The organism is Streptococcus sp. SK643, from assembly GCF_000259505.1.
GTDB lineage: Bacteria > Bacillota > Bacilli > Lactobacillales > Streptococcaceae > Streptococcus.
Map to the genome: position 1 here is coordinate 163,466 of NZ_AJMM01000008.1, position 20,987 is coordinate 184,452.

At 39.2% G+C, this 20,987-nt stretch carries 6 protein-coding genes; 5 read left to right on the top strand and 1 reads right to left on the bottom strand.

The annotated features are described in order from the left end of the window. The first annotated feature begins 132 nt into the window (after nt 1–132). The 3 genes from HMPREF1117_RS05405 to HMPREF1117_RS05415 all read left to right on the top strand — a co-directional run bounded on the left by HMPREF1117_RS05405 (nt 133) and on the right by HMPREF1117_RS05415 (nt 17,655). Nucleotides 133–2,391 (top strand): DNA translocase FtsK, encoded by a 2,259-nt coding sequence (locus HMPREF1117_RS05405; protein WP_331270675.1) that lies wholly within the window; start codon nt 133–135, stop codon nt 2,389–2,391. Nucleotides 2,392–2,716: 325 nt separating this feature from the next. Then, entirely contained in the window at nt 2,717–9,229 is a 6,513-nt protein-coding gene (locus HMPREF1117_RS05410; RefSeq protein WP_000361340.1) for a SpGH101 family endo-alpha-N-acetylgalactosaminidase, read from the top strand. A gap of 146 nt (nt 9,230–9,375) precedes the next feature. Beyond that, entirely contained in the window at nt 9,376–17,655 is an 8,280-nt protein-coding gene (locus tag HMPREF1117_RS05415) for an SIALI-17 repeat-containing surface protein (protein WP_000373815.1), read from the top strand. A gap of 404 nt (nt 17,656–18,059) precedes the next feature. On the opposite strand, the gene HMPREF1117_RS05420 is transcribed toward HMPREF1117_RS05415, so the two are convergent. Further along, nucleotides 18,060–18,464 (bottom strand): DUF6556 family protein, encoded by a 405-nt coding sequence (locus HMPREF1117_RS05420; protein WP_000073904.1) that lies wholly within the window; start codon nt 18,462–18,464, stop codon nt 18,060–18,062. Between the two features lie 136 nt (nt 18,465–18,600). On the opposite strand from HMPREF1117_RS05420, the gene HMPREF1117_RS05425 reads away from it, so the two are divergent. Beyond that, on the top strand, nt 18,601–19,743 hold the full coding sequence (locus HMPREF1117_RS05425; RefSeq protein WP_000638904.1) for a cysteine desulfurase family protein: 1,143 nt from the start codon (nt 18,601–18,603) through the stop codon (nt 19,741–19,743). A gap of 8 nt (nt 19,744–19,751) precedes the next feature. After that, complete coding sequence (gene thiI, locus HMPREF1117_RS05430; RefSeq protein WP_001200099.1) at nt 19,752–20,966, top strand: tRNA uracil 4-sulfurtransferase ThiI; 1,215 nt, start codon at nt 19,752–19,754, stop codon at nt 20,964–20,966. The last annotated feature ends 21 nt before the right edge of the window (nt 20,967–20,987 follow it).

Sequence of the window (20,987 nt, forward strand, 5' to 3'; positions counted from 1 at the left end):
ATAAAACAAGAAAGATTGTCACTATATGAGGCAATCTTTTTCACATACTGAAATACCTGTCAAATGTGGTATAATAGAAGAATGGCAAATAAGAATTCTACAAAAACGAGACGGAGACCGTCTAAAGCAGAACTGGAAAGAAAGCAGGCTATCCAGAGGATGTTGATTTCCTTAGGAATCACCTTCTTGTTGATTTTTGCAGCCCTAAAGCTAGGGGCAGCTGGAATCACCCTTTATAATCTCATTAGGCTTTTAGTTGGAAGTCTGGCCTATCTGGCAATTTTTGCTCTTTTGATCTATCTATTTTTATTTAAATGGATAAGAAGGCATGAAGGGCTCCTATCTGGATTTTTTACTATATTTGCAGGTTTGCTTCTGATTTTTGAAGCCTATCTGGTTTGGAAGTACGGCATAGAGCAGTCTATTTTCAAAGGAACCATGGCTCAGATTGTAACTGATTTAACTGGTTTTCGTACTAGCAGTTTTGCTGGAGGTGGCTTGCTTGGTGTTGGACTTTATCTTCCGATTGCATTTCTTTTCTCTAATATCGGAACATTTTTTGTTGGGGCTTTATTCATTTTAACTGGAGCTCTTATCATGAGCCCTTGGTCCATTTATGACATTGCGGACTTTATTAGTAATGGGGTTTCAAAATGGTTGGAAGGTCATGAAAGACGAAAACAAGAACGTTTTGTCCTACAAGAAGAAAAGGCACGCATAAAAGCTGAAGAGGAAGCAAAACTAGAAAGAGAAAAAATCGAGGCAGAACAGGCCTTGATCACTATGCCTCCAGTTGATATAGAAACTGGTGAAATCTTACCAGACATTTCGATGGAGGACGTTCCACCAATTCCTGATGAAGAATGGATTGAGCCAGAGATTATCCTTCCTCAACCCGAATTTGAAATTCTAGATGTGGAGGAAGAATTTGAGGATCAAGACCTACAGGTTGATTTTTCTGCAAAGGAAGCAATCGAATACAAACTTCCAAGTTTACAACTCTTTGCTCCTGATAAACCAAAAGACCAGTCCAAAGAAAAGAAAATCGTTCGTGAAAATATTAAAATCCTCGAAGAAACCTTTGCCAGCTTTGGTATTAAGGTGACAGTTGAACGGGCCGAAATTGGACCATCTGTTACCAAATATGAAATCAAGCCAGCAGTGGGAGTGAGAGTTAACCGTATTTCTAACTTAGCAGATGACTTGGCTCTAGCTTTAGCAGCAAAAGATGTCCGTATTGAGGCACCTATTCCAGGAAAATCCCTAGTTGGTATCGAGGTGCCTAACTCTGAGATTGCAACTGTCTCTTTCCGTGAGCTCTGGGAACAATCGCAAACGAAAGCAGAAAATCTCTTAGAGATTCCTCTTGGAAAAGCAGTTAACGGAACAGCTAGAGCTTTTGACCTTTCGAAAATGCCTCATTTGCTCGTTGCAGGCTCGACTGGTTCTGGTAAGTCGGTCGCAGTTAACGGCATTATCGCAAGTATTCTCATGAAGGCACGGCCTGATCAAGTCAAGTTTATGATGGTTGATCCAAAGATGGTTGAATTGTCTGTCTACAATGATATTCCCCACCTCTTGATTCCAGTTGTGACCAATCCACGTAAGGCCAGCAAGGCTTTGCAAAAGGTAGTGGATGAGATGGAAAATCGCTATGAACTCTTTGCAAAGGTCGGTGTTCGCAATATCGCAGGCTTCAATGCTAAAGTGGAGGAATTCAATGCCCAATCTGAATATAAACAGATTCCACTACCTCTCATTGTCGTGATTGTGGATGAGTTGGCTGACCTTATGATGGTGGCTAGCAAAGAAGTGGAAGATGCCATTATCCGTCTTGGGCAAAAGGCGCGTGCCGCAGGAATTCACATGATTCTTGCCACCCAACGCCCATCAGTCGACGTTATTTCAGGATTGATTAAGGCTAATGTCCCATCTCGTGTTGCTTTTGCCGTTTCATCAGGTACAGACTCGCGTACTATCTTGGATGAAAATGGAGCTGAGAAACTCCTTGGACGTGGAGATATGCTCTTTAAACCAATCGATGAAAATCATCCTGTTCGTCTCCAAGGTTCCTTTATCTCAGATGATGATGTTGAACGCATCGTCAACTTTATCAAGGAACAGGCTGATGCAGACTATGATGATAGCTTTGATCCGGGAGAAGTTTCAGAAAATGATGGAGAATTTTCTGATGGTGAACCTGGAGGAGATCCTCTTTTTGAAGAAGCCAAAGCTTTAGTTATCGAAACTCAGAAAGCTAGTGCATCCATGATTCAACGCCGTTTATCAGTTGGTTTTAACCGTGCAACTCGCCTCATGGAAGAACTTGAAATGGCAGGGGTTATAGGTCCGGCTGAAGGCACTAAACCACGTAAAGTATTACAAGAATAAAAGTGAAAAACTAGAATGAAATTTACTGAATTACCCATGATCATTTAGGAGCTGTTTCCTAATGTCTCTGTGGTAATTCTTTTTTTTTCTATAGTATTTTAATCTAAAATAGATATTGAAAGTAATTTTAGGGAAAACTACTAAAGGGATTATACTTTTACTAAATTTACCTATTAAACTATTGATTTTTCAAACCATTTTTGTTATATTAAATTTAAATAAAAAATAATATGTTTATTCGGAAGTGTTTAAAATAAAGGGAGGTTATTTTTTTAAAGAAAAATGGAAACGCTTACTATATAAACTGAAAGGAACGATTCAACAGATGGATAAAAGATTGTTTGAAAAACGTTGCAAGTATAGCATTCGCAAATTTGCACTAGGTGCTGCTTCTGTCATGATTGGGGCTAGTTTTTTTGCTACTTCCCCAGTAATGGCTGACACACCAACAGTTGGTTCAACAGATAATTTGCCAAGTGAGCTGGCTGATCTGGATAAAAAAGCGAGCGATAATGGACGAGAGTTCGATAAAGACGCTGCAGCAACAAATCCAGGTTCTGCTGAAACAACGGATGGTCCAAAAACTGAGGAAGAGTTACTTGCTCTTGAAAAGGAAAAGAAAGAAAACACAAATGCATCACCTAAAGATGGAGCTGGCAAATTAGATCATGCAACTGATAATGGCAAAGAAGTTAACAAGGATCAATTGGCTAAAGATACAGATAGTCTGGTCCCTGATGATGTAGCTAAAAGCAAAAATGGTGAATTGAACTATGGTGCTACTGTTAAAATTAAAACTCCATCTGGAGAAGGTAGTGGTATTGTGGTTGGTAAGGACCTTGTTTTGACTGTATCCCATAATTTTATTAAGGATGTTCCAGATGGAAACAACCGTAAGGTTGTGGATAATGATGCAGGGGATGGGGATATTTTCAGCATATCCTATCAAGGCCTAGAAGATGTGAAATTCAGTAAGAAAGATGTTATTCATTGGGATCGTGATGGATATCTAAAAGGCTATAAAAACGATTTGGCTCTTGTAAGATTGCGTACAGTACTTGAGAATGCTCCAGTTGAAGTTACTGAAAAGCCAATAGTTAAAAAAGTCGGGGATAAGGTTAATATGTTCGGCTACCCTGCCGGTAAGTTAGCCCCAGTTATTAACGCTGCTGTAGATTTTGCTGAACCTTATGGTGAAGGAGTTCAAGGTGTTGGTTATCAAGGAGGGAAACCAGGAGCAAGTGGTGGTGGTATCTTTGATACTGATGGAAAATTAATTGGAGTACATCAAAATGGTGTAGAAGGTGTACGTAGTGGTGGAATTCTTTTCTCTCCAGCCCAGTTAAAATGGATACAAGACCATATCAATGGAATTAATAGTTCAAAACCTGCGAATTTAGAAGAAACTGAAAAACCAGTTGAAGAAAAGCCAAAAGCAGATAAGCCGAAAGAAGAAAAACCTGCGACAGCTAAGCCAGAGACATCGAAGGAAATTACTCCTGAGTGGCAAACTGTTGCAACAAAGGATCAACAGGGAACAGTTAGCATTCGTGAAGAGAATGGTGTTCGCTATAATCGACTAGAATCTACTGCTCAAAATGACAATGCTAAAAAACCAGCATTGTTTGAAAAGAAAGGTTTGGCAGTTGATGCTAATGGTAATGCAACGGTTGATTTAACATTTAAAGAAGAGTCTGAAACAGGCAAATCACGTTTTGGTGTCTTTATGAAATATAAGGATACTGAAAACAATGTTTTTGTAGGTTATGACCAAGGTGGTTGGTTCTGGGAATATAAAACACCTGGAAATAGCACATGGTATCAAGGTGGACGTGTAGCTGCTCCAGTGAATGGATCAGTCAATCATTTGAATATTAGCTTGAAATCAGACGGTCAGCTTAATGCTACAAATAATGATGTGAAGCTTTTTGACACTGTAACCTTACCAGCTGCTGTAAATGAAAATCTCAAGAATGAAAAGAAAATCTTAATTAAAGCTGGTACTTACAATGGTAGTGAGAGAACTATTGTAAACGTTAAAACAGATAATCAAGAAGGCGTTAAAACGAATCAGGAACCTGTTGAAAAAGAAAAAGGCGAAGTGGTTGATGACAGTAACGTTAAGTACGATACTATTGAGTCAAAAGTACTAAAAGCAGTAATTGACCAAGCTTTTCCACGGGTTAAAGAATATAGTTTAAATGGTCATAAACTACCAGGACAAGTTCAACCTCTCAATCAAGTTCTCATCAATAAGCATGCAGTGACACCTGAAGTTACCTATAAAAAAGTAAATGCTACAACTGCTGAATACGACATGAAACTTCGTGATGCGGAAAACCTCATTAACGCAGATATGACAGTTCGTCTGCAAGTTGTGGATAATCAATTGCACTTTGATGTAACTAAGATTGTAAATCACAACAAGGTTGTTCCAGGTCAAAAGATTGATGACGAAAGAAAATTGCTTTCTTCAATTAGCTTCCTAGGTAATGCACTGGTCTCTGTTTCAAGCGATCAAGCTGGAGCTAAGTTTGATGGTGCGACTATGTCAAACAACACTCACGTAAGTGGAGATGATCATATTGAAGTAACTAATCCAATGAAAGATTTGGCTAAAGGTTATATGTATGGTTTTGTTTCTACAGATAAGCTAGCCGCAGGTGTTTGGAGTAATTCACAAAATAGCTATGGCGGTGGATCTAATGACTGGACGCGCTTAACAGCTTATAAAGAAACGATTGGTAATGAGAACTACGTAGGAATTCATAGTTCTGAGTGGCAATGGGAAAAAGCTTATAAAGGTATTGTTTTCCCAGAATACACGAAAGAACTCCCAAGTGCTAAAGTAGTGATCACCGAAGATGCGAATGCAGATAAGAAAGTAGACTGGCAAGATGGTGCCATTGCTTATCGTAGCATTATGAACAACCCTCAAGGTTGGGAAAAAGTTAAGGATATCACTGCTTATCGTATCGCTATGAACTTTGGTTCTCAAGCTCAAAACCCATTCCTTATGACTTTGGATGGTATCAAGAAGATTAATCTTCATACAGATGGTCTTGGACAAGGTATTCTCCTTAAAGGTTATGGTAGTGAAGGTCATGACTCTGGTCACTTGAACTATGCTGATATTGGTAAACGTATTGGTGGTGTTGAAGATTTCAAAGCCTTGATTGAGAAGGCTAAGAAATATGGAGCTCATCTTGGTATCCACGTTAATGCTTCAGAGACTTATCCTGAGTCTAAATACTTTAACGAAAATATTCTTCGTAAGAATGCTGATGGAAGTTACAGCTATGGTTGGAACTGGCTAGACCAAGGTATTAATATTGATGCTGCATATGACCTAGCACATGGACGTTTGGCCCGCTGGGAAGAATTGAAGAACAAACTTGGTGAAGGCCTTGACTTTATCTATGTGGACGTTTGGGGCAATGGCCAATCAGGTGATAATGGAGCCTGGGCTACCCACGTTCTTGCAAAAGAAATCAATAAGCAAGGATGGCGCTTTGCAATTGAATGGGGCCATGGCGGTGAATATGATTCAACCTTCCAACACTGGGCAGCTGACTTGACCTACGGTGGCTACACTAATAAAGGTATTAACAGTGCTATCACGCGCTTTATCCGTAACCACCAAAAAGATTCTTGGGTTGGTGATTACATAAGTTACGGTGGAGCAGCCAACTATCCACTTCTAGGTGGTTACAGCATGAAAGACTTTGAAGGTTGGCAAGGGCGAAGTGACTACAATGGTTATGTCACTAACTTGTTTGCACATGACGTCATGACCAAGTACTTCCAACACTTCACTGTCAGCAAATGGGAAAATGGTACACCTGTTACAATGTCTGACAATGGTAGCACCTATAAATGGACTCCAGAAATGAAAGTGGAGTTGGTAGATACTGATAACAATAAGGTAGTTGTGACTCGTAAATCAAATGATGTCAATAGCCCACAATACCGTGAACGTACAGTAACTCTCAATGGACGTGTCATCCAAGATGGTTCAGCTTACTTGACACCTTGGAACTGGGATGCAAATGGTAAGAAACTTCCTGCTGATAAGGAAAAAATGTACTACTTCAATACGCAAGCTAGTGCGACAACTTGGACACTTCCTAATGATTGGGCAAACAGTAAGGTTTACCTTTACAAGTTAACAGACCAAGGTAAAACAGAAGAAAAAGAATTATCAGCCACAAATGGAAAAATTACGCTAGACCTTCTAGCAAATCAACCGTATGTGCTTTATCGTTCGAAACAAACAAATCCTGAAATGTCATGGAGTGAAGGTATGCATATCTATGACCAAGGATTTAACAGTGGAAGCTTGAAACATTGGACTATTTCAGGTGATGCTTCTAAAGCAGAAATTGTCAAATCTCAAGGCGCAAATGAAATGCTTCGGATTCAAGGCAATCAGAGCACGGTCAGCCTCACTCAGAAATTAACTGGATTGAAACCAAATACCAAGTATGCAGTTTACGTTGGGGTTGATAACCGTAGTAATGCTAAGGCAAGTATCACAGTGAATACTGGTGAAAAAGAAGTGACTAGCTATACCAATAAGTCATTAGCTATTAACTATGTTAAAGCCTATGCCCATAATACTCGTCGTGACAATGCTACTGTAGATGATACAAGTTACTTCCAAAATATGTATGCCTTCTTCACAACAGGTTCTGATGTATCAAATGTTACCTTAACTTTGAGCCGTGAAGCAGGATCAGAAGCAACTTACTTTGATGAAATTCGTACTTTTGAAAATAATTCAAGCATGTACGGAAATAGTCACGATACTGGAAAAGGAACCTTTAAACAAGACTTTGAAAATGTTGCACAAGGTATCTTTCCATTTGTAATTGGTGGTATTGAAGGTGTTGAAGACAACCGTACCCACTTATCTGAAAAACATGATCCATATACACAGCGTGTATGGAACGGTAAGAAAGTTGATGATGTTATCGAGGGAGATTGGTCACTTAAGACAAATGGTCTCGTTAGCCGTCGTAACTTGGTTTACCAAACAATTCCACAAAACTTCCGCTTCGAAGCTGGTAAGACTTACCGAGTGATATTTGAATATGAATCAGGATCTGATAATACCTATGCCTTTGTAGTCGGTAAGGGTGAATTCCAATCTGGACGCCGTGGTAATCAAATGAGCAACTTAGAAATGCATGAATTACCAAATACTTGGACAGATTCTAATAAGGCCAAGAAAGTAACCTTCCTCGTAACAGGTGCAGAAACAGGCGATACTTGGGTTGGTATCTACTCAACTGGTAATCCAAGCAATACACGTGGTGACTCTGGTGGAAATGCAAACTTCCGCGGTTATAACGATTTCATCATGGATAAACTTCAAATTGAGGAAATTACCTTAACAGGTAAGATGTTAACTGATAATGCCTTGAAGAACTACTTACCAACTGTTGCTATGACCAACTATACTAAGGAGTCTATGGATGCATTGAAAGAGGCTGTCTATAACCTCAGTCAAGCAGATGACGATATTAGTGTGGATGAGGCACGTGCTGAGATTGCGAAGATTGAAACTCTTAAGAACGCTTTGGTTCAGAAGAAAACAGCCTTGGTAGCAGAAGACTTTGAAAGTTTGAATGCTCCAGCTCAAGCGGGAGAAGATTTGGCCAATGCCTTTGATGGTAACTTATCAAGTCTATGGCACACGTCTTGGAATGGTGGAGATGTCGGCAAACCTGCAACAATGGTATTGAAAGAAGCGACAGAAATCACTGGATTCCGTTATGTGCCACGTGGATCAGGATCAAATGGTAACTTGCGAGATGTGAAATTGGTTGTGACAGATGAGTCTGGTAAAGAACATACTTTCAATGCAACTGATTGGGCAGATGATAACAAACCAAAAGATATTAATTTTGGTAAAACAATCAAAGCTAAGAAAATTGTTTTGACAGGTACTAAGACTTATGGAGACGGTGGTGATAAATATCAAGCCGCTGCTGAACTTATCTTTAGTCGTCCACAGGTTGCAGAAACACCTCTTGATTTGTCAGCTTATGAAACAGCTTTAGCAAAAGCACAAAAATTGACAAGTAAAGAAAATCAAGAAGAGGTTGCAAGTGTAGCTACAAGTATGAAATACGCAACTGACAATCATCTCTTGACAGACAGACTTGTTGAATTCTTTGCTGATTATCTCAACCAGTTAAAAGATCAAGCAGTTCAACCTGAATCTCCTTCAAGCAGTAAGGGTGATGAAGCTACACCAACTCTTGAGGTTCCTGAGTACACAGGACCACTTGCTACAGTAGGTGATGAAGCAGCTCCTACACTAGAAGTACAACCAGAATTTTCTGGTGGAGTAAATGCGGTAGAAGCTTTAGTATATGAAGTACCAGAATATAAGGGTGGAGCAAACTTTGTTGAAGCAGCAGTAAATGAAGGTCCTGAGTACAAAGGTGGAGCAAACTTTGTTGAAGCGGCAGTAAACGAAGTACCAGAATATAAGGGCGGTGCAAACTTTGTTAAAGCAGCAGTTAATGAAGTACCTGAATATAAAGGTGGAGTAAATGGAGTTGAAGCTTTGGTAAATCAAAAACCAGCTTATACTAGCAGCCCAGCTAACGTAAGTAATCAAGCCACTCCAATGCTTGGAAAAGAAGATTATCAAATCAGTCAAATGAGCCAAGGTAAGCTTGAAGAATCTAAAGTTTCTCCATCAAGAACAGAACAAAAGGCATTACCAGAAACAGGCGAAAGCAAGTCTGAAAAAGCTATCTTCCTTGCTAGTGTTAGCCTCGCTTTGTCTGCTGCTGTCCTTGCCACAAAACGTAAAGAAAATTAAATATCTTAGAATTTTAGACTAAAAAGTACAAGAATTCAGATAAACATTCATTAGCTGGAGAGGACCTCTAGGTTCTCTCCGTTTTTAAATAAGAAATGAGACCGCTTACTTCAATGAAATAAGTGGAGGAAAGGAAACGGAGAAAGATGGATAGACATTTTTTTGAAAGACGCTGTCACTATAGTATTCGAAAATTTGCAATTGGTGCAGCGTCAGTGATGATTGGTGCTAGTATCTTTGGTGCAAATGTAGTACAAGCCGCGGAAACAAATGGAACACCTGAGAAAGAAGGTACTGTCACACAAGCCCAGCCTTTAGACAAGTTGCCAGACGATTTAACAGCTCTTTTAAAGAAAGCTGAGTCAGAGGCAGCAGCAGATACAAGCCATGATGAAAATCATAGAGGTGAAGAAACAACCAAACCTACAGCGCCAGCAACAGAAAAACCAGCAACAAGTCCTGTAGCTCCAAAACCGACTGAAACTACAAAACCTGCTGATAAACCAACATCAGAAAACAAACCGGCTACTACATCACCTGTAGAAAAGGAAATCGAAGATAGGGAAGACCGTAATCATTTAGAAGGTGTCACTGTCCAAGCAAACGACTCAGAAACTGGAACTCCTTTTACTGCTGACAAGGCAGTAGATGGGGATCCTGATACTCGTTGGGCAACAAATCCAAATATTAACAAACCAACTTTCGAATTAACTCTTCCTAAAACTACACTTATTAGACACGTAGAGATTGATTGGGATAGACGAGTGAGAAAAGGTCAAAATGATCCGAATATCAAATCTTGGAGTCTCTACTATGCAGGTCAAGATGATGTGAATGCTGGGGGTGAAAAACAATGGAAATTAGCTTATACAAAAACTGGAGAACCGGTTTTAGATGAGAAAGCAACCCTAGCAAATAGTATCCAAGCTAAATATCTCAAGTTAGAAATCAATGATTATCAAACTGGTACGATGGGTTGGAGAAACGCTGGGATTCAAGAAATTCGGGCTTATTCAAATATCCCTGATCCAACTAAAGTGACAGATATTCGCCAAGTTACGGAATTGACAGTCGCTAAGGATGGACAATCTTTAGTACTTCCAACTTTACCAGGAAAAGTTAGCCTCATCGGAAGCAATAAGCAAGGTGTTATCGATCTTCAAAATCATATCTATAAACCTCTGACTGATCAACGAGTGAAAGTTATGGTGGAGCAAGTCCAAGATTCTCATACTTTTACTAAGGAGTTTGAAGTTCTAATCAAGGGTGTCCATCAGGATGAAGGAGTAGGAGTTAAACCTAAAGTAGCTCCAGCTGTTCAACAATGGTATGGAAAAGAAGGACAATCATCTATCACTTCAGATACTGTCCTTGCGACAGGAGATTCTGGTTTTGATCAGGCAGCAACTTTCTATCAATCAGATTTGGCTAGTCGAGGTTTAGAACTTACATCAGGTGATAAACAAGCTCAGAAAAGAATCGAATTTAAGAAGGTTGAAAACAAGGGGTATGGTAAGGAAGGTTATGGCATAGCTATCCAAGATGGTGTCATTACGATCGAAGCTGCTACAAATACAGGTGCTTTTTATGCAACAAGAACCCTTCTTCAAATGGGTGAAAATAATCTACAAAATGGAGAAATTCGTGATTTCCCAAGTTTCAGCCATCGCGGGTTCATGTTAGACACAGGTCGTAAATTTATTCCGTATGACACGCTTGTAGATATGATGTTAAACATGGCTTACTACAAGATGAATGACTTGCAGTTGCACCTCAACGATAACTATATCTTCTTAAAAGAACACTTGGAAGGTAAGAATTTAACGCCAGAAGAAGAGCTTAAATATGTTCTAGAACATGCCAAAACAGGTTTTCGTGTGGAGACAGATGTTGTTGGTAAAAATGGGCAAAAATTAACATCAGATGAGCACTACACCAAGGAAGAAATGCAAAATATCATTAAGCTTGCTAAGACTTTGCATATCAACCTAGTGCCAGAAATCGATACACCAGGTCATGCTTTGTCCTTTGTTAAAGTGCGTCCAGATCTTATGTATCAAGGTAGTCTAAGTGATTACAGAGGTAAACATAACGTAGAGCGTGTTGCCATGCTTGACTTAGATAAAAAGTATGATGAAACCTTAGCCTTTGTCAAATCAATTTATGACAAACTCCTAGATGGACCAGATGCACCGCTTCATGGCGTATCTACCGTTCATATTGGTACAGACGAATATTATGGTAGTAGAGAGAGCTATCGCCGTTATGTCAATGATATGATCAAGTACATAAAAGGAAAAGGCTATACACCACGTATTTGGGGATCGCTCAGTGCAAAACGAGGTAAAACAGCAGTTGACTGGAAAGATGTAGAAGTTGATATTTGGAGTGTCGGTTGGCAACAACCAAAAGAAGCTATTGCTCAGGGAGCTAAGATCATCAACATAACAGATATTCCAACCTATAGTGTACCTAATGGTGATAATCGACAAGCAGCTTATGGTGACTATGCTAACTATGAAACACAATACAATAGGTGGACACCAAATGATTTCCGAACAGGTCATGGTCCACTTCTAGAAGCATCAAATCCAAGTGTAATTGGTGGTGGTCACGCAGTTTGGAATGATAATATTGATCTTCATGAGACAGGTTTGACATCCTATGATATCTTCAAACGCTTCTTCAAGAGCATGCAAACAACTGCAGAACGTACTTGGGGTTCTGACAGAGCTGCAGCAACCTTTAAAGAACGTACCTTGCCAACCAGCCCTTACGCACCACAGTCAAATCCTGAAAAAGAAATTGATCAAAGTGATTTATTTACTATCAATCCTGAATCAGTGAAAAACTATGCAAGTAAGAAAGTAAAAGCAACTGATCAAGGTTTAGCATTTGATAAAGACAGTAGTATTGAAGGACTAGCTGGTGACGTTGGTCCAAGTCATGTCTTGAAGTTTGATGTGACGGTTACTGGCGATGGTGAACAAACCTTCTCATCAAGTGGCAACAATCGTATCTATCTAGCTGATAAAGATGGTTACTTAGCTTATCAATTTGAACAATTCCATATTCAATTTAAGAAGAAACTTGAAAAGAACAACCGTTATCAAATTTCTATTGTGACTAAGCCACAATCAACTGAAGTTTATGTGGATGGAGAAAAGATTGAACGTATCGCAAATCCTGAACACCCTCGCTTTGCCCACAATAGTTTGGTACTACCGCTTGAAAGCATTGGTGGTTTTAAAGGAATCTTGCACAGTGCAGAGTTAACAGATAAACCGTTTGTCAATCCACGTTTGATTTCAAATGACAAAGTTACTGCTACAGCAAGTAGTCAAGAGCTACCTGGAACACCGGATGAAGGATCAGTTGATAAAGCCTTTGATAATAATCCAAATACTTTCTGGCATACAAAATGGACTGGTGATGCTGCACCATACACGCTTTCGATGACTTTGAAAGAGGCGGAAAAAGTTAATGGTTTATCTTATTTACCGCGTCCGAATGGTGGAAATGGTATTGTCACTCGTTACGAAATCTTTGCTCAAAAAGATGGTCAAATGGTGAAGGTTTCAGAAGGTAAATGGGAAAATAATACCCAAGAAAAAACTGTAAACTTTGCCCCTGTTCATACAAACAAGATTGACTTGAAAGTATTGGAAGGTGTAGGTGGATTTGCAAGTGCTGCGGAAGTTCATTTGTTGAAACCTATCAAAGAAGGACAAGAAACTTCTGAATCAACGAAACCTGAGACACCGATTAGTCCTGAAAAACCAAGAGTAGAAGAAATCGGTGATGGAACAGTTGAATTAGCAGATCAGTTCACAGCAAGTAAACCAGCTAGTGAAGAAAGCATTGTTGCAGCAAGTAAGAGTGACGACTATCTTAAGAAAGAGTATAAGGTCTTCCCAACTCCACAAAAAGTAACTTATGAAGAAGGAGTCACAGCCCTTCGTAAGACAGTCAACCTTGTAATGGGAGATCAACTTGATGTTTATACACGTAATCGTTTGAAGAGCGTTTTGCAGGACAACCAAGTTTCATATACAACAAGCAAATCAGCGGTTGCTGGTGCAACTAATATCTATCTCGGAGTACATGGACAAGAGTCACAAGCTGAAAAGCAATTGTCCAACGTTAAATCAGAACTTTTTAATAAGATTGATGCTTATGCATTATCTATCAAGAATAACTCTATCTCTATCGTCGGAAAAGATACGGATGCAGTTTTCTATGGTTTGACAACTTTGAAACACATGCTTAAAGAAAGCCCAGCGCCAGTCCTACGCAATGTGACAGTTGAGGATTACGCTGAAATTAAAAACCGTGGTTTCATCGAAGGATACTATGGAAATCCATGGTCTAATGCAGACCGTGCGGAACTCATGCGCTATGGTGGTGACTTGAAGTTGACTCAATACTTCTTTGCACCAAAAGATGATCCATATCACAACAAAAAATGGCGTGAACTTTATCCAGAAGAAAAACTAGCTGAAATTCGTGACCTTGCTCGTGTTGGAAATCAAAACAAAACTCGTTATGTTTGGACAATCCATCCATTCATGAATAACCGCATTCGTTTTGGTAATGAGACTCAGTACCAGCAAGACCTTGCAACCATTAAGGCTAAATTTACTCAATTAATGAAAGTTGGGGTGCGTGAGTTTGGTATTCTAGCAGATGATGCACCAAGCCCAGTAGGCGGTTACAATAGCTACAACCGTCTGATGAATGACATGACCAACTGGTTAACAGAAATGCAGGGAACCTATAGTGGTCTTCGCAAAGAAATGATCTTTGTACCAGGTCAGTATTGGGGTAATGGTCGTGAAGCAGAGTTGAAAGCTCTCAATGAAAATCTTCCAAGTTCCGCATCTATGACTTTGACTGGTGGTAAGATTTGGGGTGAAGTTTCTGAGAACTTCCTATCAACACTTAAGAATAATCTGACAGCAGGTGGTAAAACTTATCGTCCAGTATCTCTTTGGGTTAACTGGCCTGTTACAGATAACTCTAAACAACACTTGATTCTCGGTGGTGGTGAGAAATTCCTTCATCCGAATGTGGATCCAAGTCTCCTTTCTGGTATTATGTTGAACCCAATGCAACAGTCAGAACCATCTAAGATTGCCCTTTTTGCAGGAGCTCAATATGCTTGGAAACAGTGGAAGACTGAAGAAGAAGCGAAGAAAGTTAATGATGTCGCCTTCAATTTTGTAGAAAATGGGCACTTTGAAGATAGTAAAACTTCGGCTGCTTTCCGTGAACTTGGTAAGCACATGATTAACCAAAATATGGATGGTCGTGTAGTAAAACTTGAAGAATCAGTTGAATTGGCTCCTAAATTGACAGACTTTGTAACCAAGCTAAAAGCAGGTCAGGATGTGACTGCAGAACGTGGAGCTTTACGTGCTGAATTTGCTAAGTTAAAAGAAGCTGCTGAAGTTTATAAAGCTTCTGGTGATCCAAAAATGGTTAACCAAATTCACTATTGGTTGGATAATACAATTGATCAAATGAAAGCTTTAGACGCCTTCCTTACAGGAACAGAAGCGATGTCGTCAAATGATGCAGCTAAACTCTGGGATAGTTATTATAAAGGTTTGAAATTATACGAACAGTCTCAAACTCATACATTCCATTATGTAGACCATCTTGAAAAGGCTGAGTTGGGTGTACAACATATCCGTCCATTCATCCTTTCCTTGAAAGAAGTTCTTGCTTCTGAAGTTCAAAAAGTATTGCATCCAGATCAAATCATTAGTAGTTTTATTACTAATAGAACGGGTGTCGAAGGTGGTTTAGCAGAAGTAACAGATGGTGATCTAGCAACACATGCTCTCATTAAATCACCAAATAGTATCAAGACAGGTGATTACATTGGTATGAAGTTCAACAAGCCAGTTGCTATTCAAAATTTGACCTTCGCCATGGGAACTCAATCAAATCCTAGTGATACATTTAGCAAGGCTGAAGTTCAGTATCAAGATGAAAAAGATAATTGGGTAAGTTTGAAAGAACCAGCATATGTTGGTAATGAGTCACTTGTTCAGTTTGAAAATCTTAATATCAAAGCTAAAGCAGTACGTATGATTGCAACAGAAGATCGTGATAACACTTGGTTTGCAGTTCGCGAGATTGCAGTAAATCGTCCAGTAGAGAACGCTCGTAAACAACAAACTGCTACAATTAGCCTCAGCTCAAATCTAGTTTATAAACTGAGAACATCAGCAAGTCAAATTACTGATGGTAAAGATAATACAGAAGCTATGATGGCAAATGCTGATGGTAGCAATACTACACCAGTTGATGCTTGGGCACAACTTGATCTTGGTGAAGTTAAGCCAGTGACAAAAGTTCGTCTTCGCCAAGGTTCAGGAGATAAATTAGCTTCAGGTGTACTTGAGTACTCTACTGATGGAAAAGCATGGCAAGAATTGGATAGTTTAACAGGTGAGCAAACTAAGGAAGTCACAAGAACTATTAACGCTCGTTATGTCCGAGTACGTAATACCAAAGCTATCGATCTCTGGTGGCGCATTGCAGATTTCTCTGTTGAGACACGTTCTGGAAATAGTGAATTAACAGACACCAATGTTGATGCTCTCAAAGAAACTCCAGTATTTGATAGCCTAGGACGTTATGATCTTCAGATTCCTTCTGGTACAAAACTTCCTGCAAATAGTTATTTGGGAATGAAACTTGACCGTATTCATGAAGTGAACAGTATTCAACTTCAAGGTCAAACAAATCCAGCTCTTAGCTTGGAATACTCTGCTAATGCTCAAGAATGGACACCAGCTAGTCAATTGACTGATAGATCTGTAGCAACACATTTGGTACGTTACGTTCGTCTTGTTAATAAAACAGATCAAGAGCAAGCTGTTCCATCTACTTCTCTTCTAGTAACTACCAAAGAAGTCCAACCAACAAAATTAGAATCAACAACTATGGGTATTCATCCAACATACGGAAGCAATGATGTCCGTAAGATAAATAACCTGGATCAATTGTTTGACGGTGTTTACAACAATTTTGTTGAGTTTTCTGACTATGCTCATAAAGATGGCCATGTAACCTTAAAACTTGGTAGCGAGCGCACCATCAAGAAAATTCGAGCTTATATCCAAGACGGAACTCAAAACTATCTTCGTGATGGTAAAATCCAAGTCAGTCAAGACGGTAAAACGTGGACAGATGTCGTTACAGTTGGTGATGGTGTAGCCAATAGCCAACAAGATGATTCGCTTACTGATGGTTGGACACATGACTCTAAGATGCCAGGTAACCGTTACATTGAAGGTGAGCTTGCAACTCCAGTTAAGGCTAATTATCTCCGTGTCCTCTACACTGCTGACTATGATGCTCGTTTTGTAGGATTTACAGAATTAGTCATTAATGATGGCGAATTTGTCAAACCAATCAATGATCCAACAGTAGAAGGAAAAGGTGGCGAAAGCCGTGGAAACTTCTATACAAACCTCGTTGATGGAAAAGTGTTGACCAGCTACAAAGCAGAACAAGATAAGGGAGAAATGGTTTATCACTTGTCTGAACCAACCAATGCTAACCATCTTCGTCTCGTTTCAAGTCTTCCAGAAGATGCTAGGGCACGTGTTCAGGTTAGAACACTTAAGGATGGACAAGAAAGTTGGACAGATCTTGGCGCAATTTCTTCAAGTCTCCAAACATTTGCAATTCGAAATGGTGGTTCACTTCTAGATGTTAAACTTGTCTGGGAAGGTGGTAAGGCTGAGTTTTATGAGTTAGCTAGCTTCTATCAAGAATTAACAGAAGAACCTGTTCAATCAAGTAAAGGTGAAGATCCAGCACCAGTTCTTGATGTTCCTGAGTTTACTGGAGGAGTCAATGCAGTAGAAGCATTGGTACATGAGCTTTCAGAATATACGCAACCATTTGGAACTGTAGGAGATCAAGCAGCACCAACACTTGACAAATCTGAGTTTACTGGAGGTGTCAATGCAGTGATGGCTTTGAAACACGAGCTTCCAGAATATACGGAAAAATTTGGAACAGTTGGTGATCAAGCGGCACCGATAGTAGAGAAACCAGAATTCAAGGGAGGCGTCAATGCTGTTCTAGCATTAAAACATGAGCTTCCAGCCTATACAGGTCCATTATCAACTGTAGGAGATCAAGCAGCACCAATAGTTGAAAAACCTGAGTTTAAGCTATCTTCATTGGAAGAAGGCAATAACTTAGAATCAGGAGTTAAAAATCTTGAGACTGCAAAACCAACAATGCAAGATGTTAAGGGATCTGAATCATCAGTACAAAATGTTAAGGAAGAAAAGAGATTGCCAGAAACTGGGGAAAACCAATCTGAAACAGCTATCTTCCTAGCAAGTGTTGGTCTAGCCTTATCTACTATGCTTGTTGCTAAAAGAAAAAAAGAGTAATTTTCTATATACAGAAAATTTTCCCTGATAGAATTTTAAATTCGTTAGGTCTATAATACAGAAAACCTGAAAAAATAATTTTTCAGGTTTTTCTCATGCAGTTTCTATTGTGGTTGGGTTGCGTTTTTAGTCATTCATAAATGAGTTTAAGCATTTATTAGCCGATCTACTTACCAAGTAAAATGCTATGTAGAACTCCTAATGCTTAAAAATATTTCCCTAGTTACAGAGAAGCAAGTTTTAGTTGTTCCAGACAATTTTGGAAGAATTGTGAAGAATAAAAAAGTCTTGGAGAAAAAATTGTATCTAGAAATGATACATTGGTATTTTTAGTTTGATACTAAAAAACTAGGAACTTTTGCTCCTAGTTTTCAAAGTTTTAATGAATGTTTTTAATAATTAGCTTAGGAAGCTCCGTTACTTACTGTAGTACCAGTATCTGATGGTTGATTTTGTGAAGGTGAAATTTCTGGTACTTCAGTCGTTGATGATTTTTTATCAGTCTTTGCATCTTCTTTGCTTTCAGGAGTTTGCACTTTTTCATTTGGAGTTGTTTCCTGATGATTATTTTGGTTTTGCGCAGGAATATTGTTTGCTCCTGAATTATCTCTTTGAACTTCTTTAATAATAGTAGTTTCAGTAGTTTCTTTTTTACTGTTATTTTTATTATCAATGAAATTCATGATGGTAATACTTGCAGTAATAAGACCGAGGATACTCCCTATAGTAGCAATAGTTTTTTGAAAGACAGTAAATCCTTTTTTAATCTGTTCGCTTTTTGGTTTTGATTTTCTACGATAGTTAGACATAATTTCACTCCTTTACTATGCTTTATTATATCGAAAATCTTTTAAAAAAACTTAAATGAACCTGAACTGCCTTTCTTGTCGCCTGAACTGTTTCATGATACAATAGAAGGAGTGATTTTAGAAAGTGTGAGATAACATGATTTACTTTGATAATTCTGCAACGACAAAGCCTTATCCTGAAGCGCTAGAGACCTATATGCAGGTTGCTTCTAAAATTTTAGGGAATCCTTCTAGCCTTCATCGCTTAGGAGATCAAGCGACTAGAATCTTAGATGCTTCTCGTAAGCAAATAGCAGATTTGATTGGTAAGAAAAGTGATGAGATTTACTTCACTTCTGGAGGAACAGAAGGCGATAACTGGGTCGTAAAGGGTGTAGCATTTGAAAAAGCCCAATTTGGCAAGCATCTCATCGTATCAGATATTGAGCACCCAGCGGTAAAGGAATCTGCTCTATGGTTAAAAAATCAAGGATTTGAAGTAGATTTTGCTCCAGTTGATGAGAAGGGATTTGTAGATGTTGAAGCGTTAGCAGATTTGATACGACCTGATACGACCCTCGTTTCTATCATGGCAGTTAACAATGAAATCGGCTCGATTCAACCTATTAAAGCTATCTCAGAACTCCTAGAAGATAAGCCAACTATTTCCTTCCACGTTGATGCGGTTCAAGCACTCTCTAAGATTCCAACTGAAAAATATTTGACTGACCGAGTGGATTTCGCGACCTTCTCGAGTCATAAATTTCATGGTGTCCGTGGTGTTGGTTTTGTTTATATCAAATCTGGCAAAAGGATCACGCCTCTTTTAACAGGCGGTGGTCAAGAGAGCGACTATCGTTCGACAACTGAAAATGTGGCAGGGATTGCAGCGACAGCCAAGGCTCTCCGTTTATCTATGGAAAAGCTAGACTTGTTTACAAATAAAACTATACAAATGAAGGAAATTATTCGTCAGGCTTTGCTTGATTACACAGACATTATTGTTTTTTCAGAAATGGAAGACTTTGCCCCTCATATCCTAACTTTTGGAATCAAGGGTGTTCGAGGAGAAGTCATCGTTCACGCCTTTGAAGACTATGATATCTTTATCTCCACAACATCTGCTTGTTCATCCAAGGCTGGGAAACCTGCAGGTACCTTGATTGCCATGGGAGTAGATAAAGATAAGGCCCAATCAGCTGTGCGTCTTAGCCTAGACCTTGAAAATGATATGAGTCAGGTCGAGCAGTTTTTGACCAAGCTAAAATTAATTTACAATCAAACTAGAAAAGTAAGATAGGAGCATTTATGCAGTATTCAGAAATTATGATTCGCTACGGAGAATTATCAACCAAACACAAAAATCGTATGCGTTTCATCAATAAGCTTCGTAATAATATTTCAGACGTTTTGTCTATTTATCCCCAAGTTAAGGTAACCGCAGATCGCGACCGTGCCCACGCTTACCTCAATGGAGCTGATTACACAGCAGTAGCAGAATCGCTCAAACAAGTATTTGGGATTCAAAATTTTTCTCCTGTTTATAAGGTTGAAAAATCTGTTGAAGTTCTTAAATCAGCAGTCCAAGAAATTATGAAAGAAGTTTACAAGGAAGGTATGACCTTTAAAATCACTGGTAAGCGAAGTGACCACAACTTTGAACTTGACAGTCGTGAACTCAATCAAACTCTTGGTAGTGCTGTTTTTAAGGCTATTCCAAACGTGCAAGCTCAGATGAAAAATCCAGATATTAATCTTCAGGTTGAGATTCGTGAGGAGGCTGCCTATCTTTCCTATGAAACTTTTCGTGGAGCAGGAGGATTACCTGTGGGAAGTTCTGGTAAAGGCATGCTCATGTTGTCAGGAGGAATTGATTCACCTGTGGCAGGTTATCTAGCTCTGAAACGAGGGGTAGATATTGAGGCAGTTCACTTTGCCAGTCCACCTTACACGAGTCCTGGTGCTCTTAAAAAAGCCCAAGATTTGACCCGTAAATTGACCAAGTTTGGGGGCAATATCCAATTTATCGAAGTACCTTTCACAGAGATTCAAGAGGAAATCAAGGCTAAAGCACCAGAAGCCTACCTCATGACCTTGACACGCCGTTTTATGATGCGAATTACCGATCGTATTCGTGAAGTACGAAATGGTTTAGTTATCATTAATGGGGAAAGTCTTGGTCAAGTAGCTAGCCAGACCTTGGAAAGTATGCAGACTATCAACGCTGTGACCAGCACTCCAATCATTCGTCCCGTGGTTACTATGGACAAGTTGGAAATCATTGACATCGCTCAGGCGATCGATACCTTTGATATTTCTATCCAGCCTTTTGAAGACTGCTGTACCATTTTTGCACCTGACCGTCCTAAGACCAATCCTAAGATTAAAAATGCAGAGCAGTACGAAAAACGGATGGATGTTGAAGGCTTGGTTGAGCGAGCGGTAGCTGGAATCATGATTACTGAAATTACACCTCAAGTTGAAAAAGATGAAGTAGATGACTTGATTGACAATCTGCTCTAATCAGAAAATCCAAAAGAATTT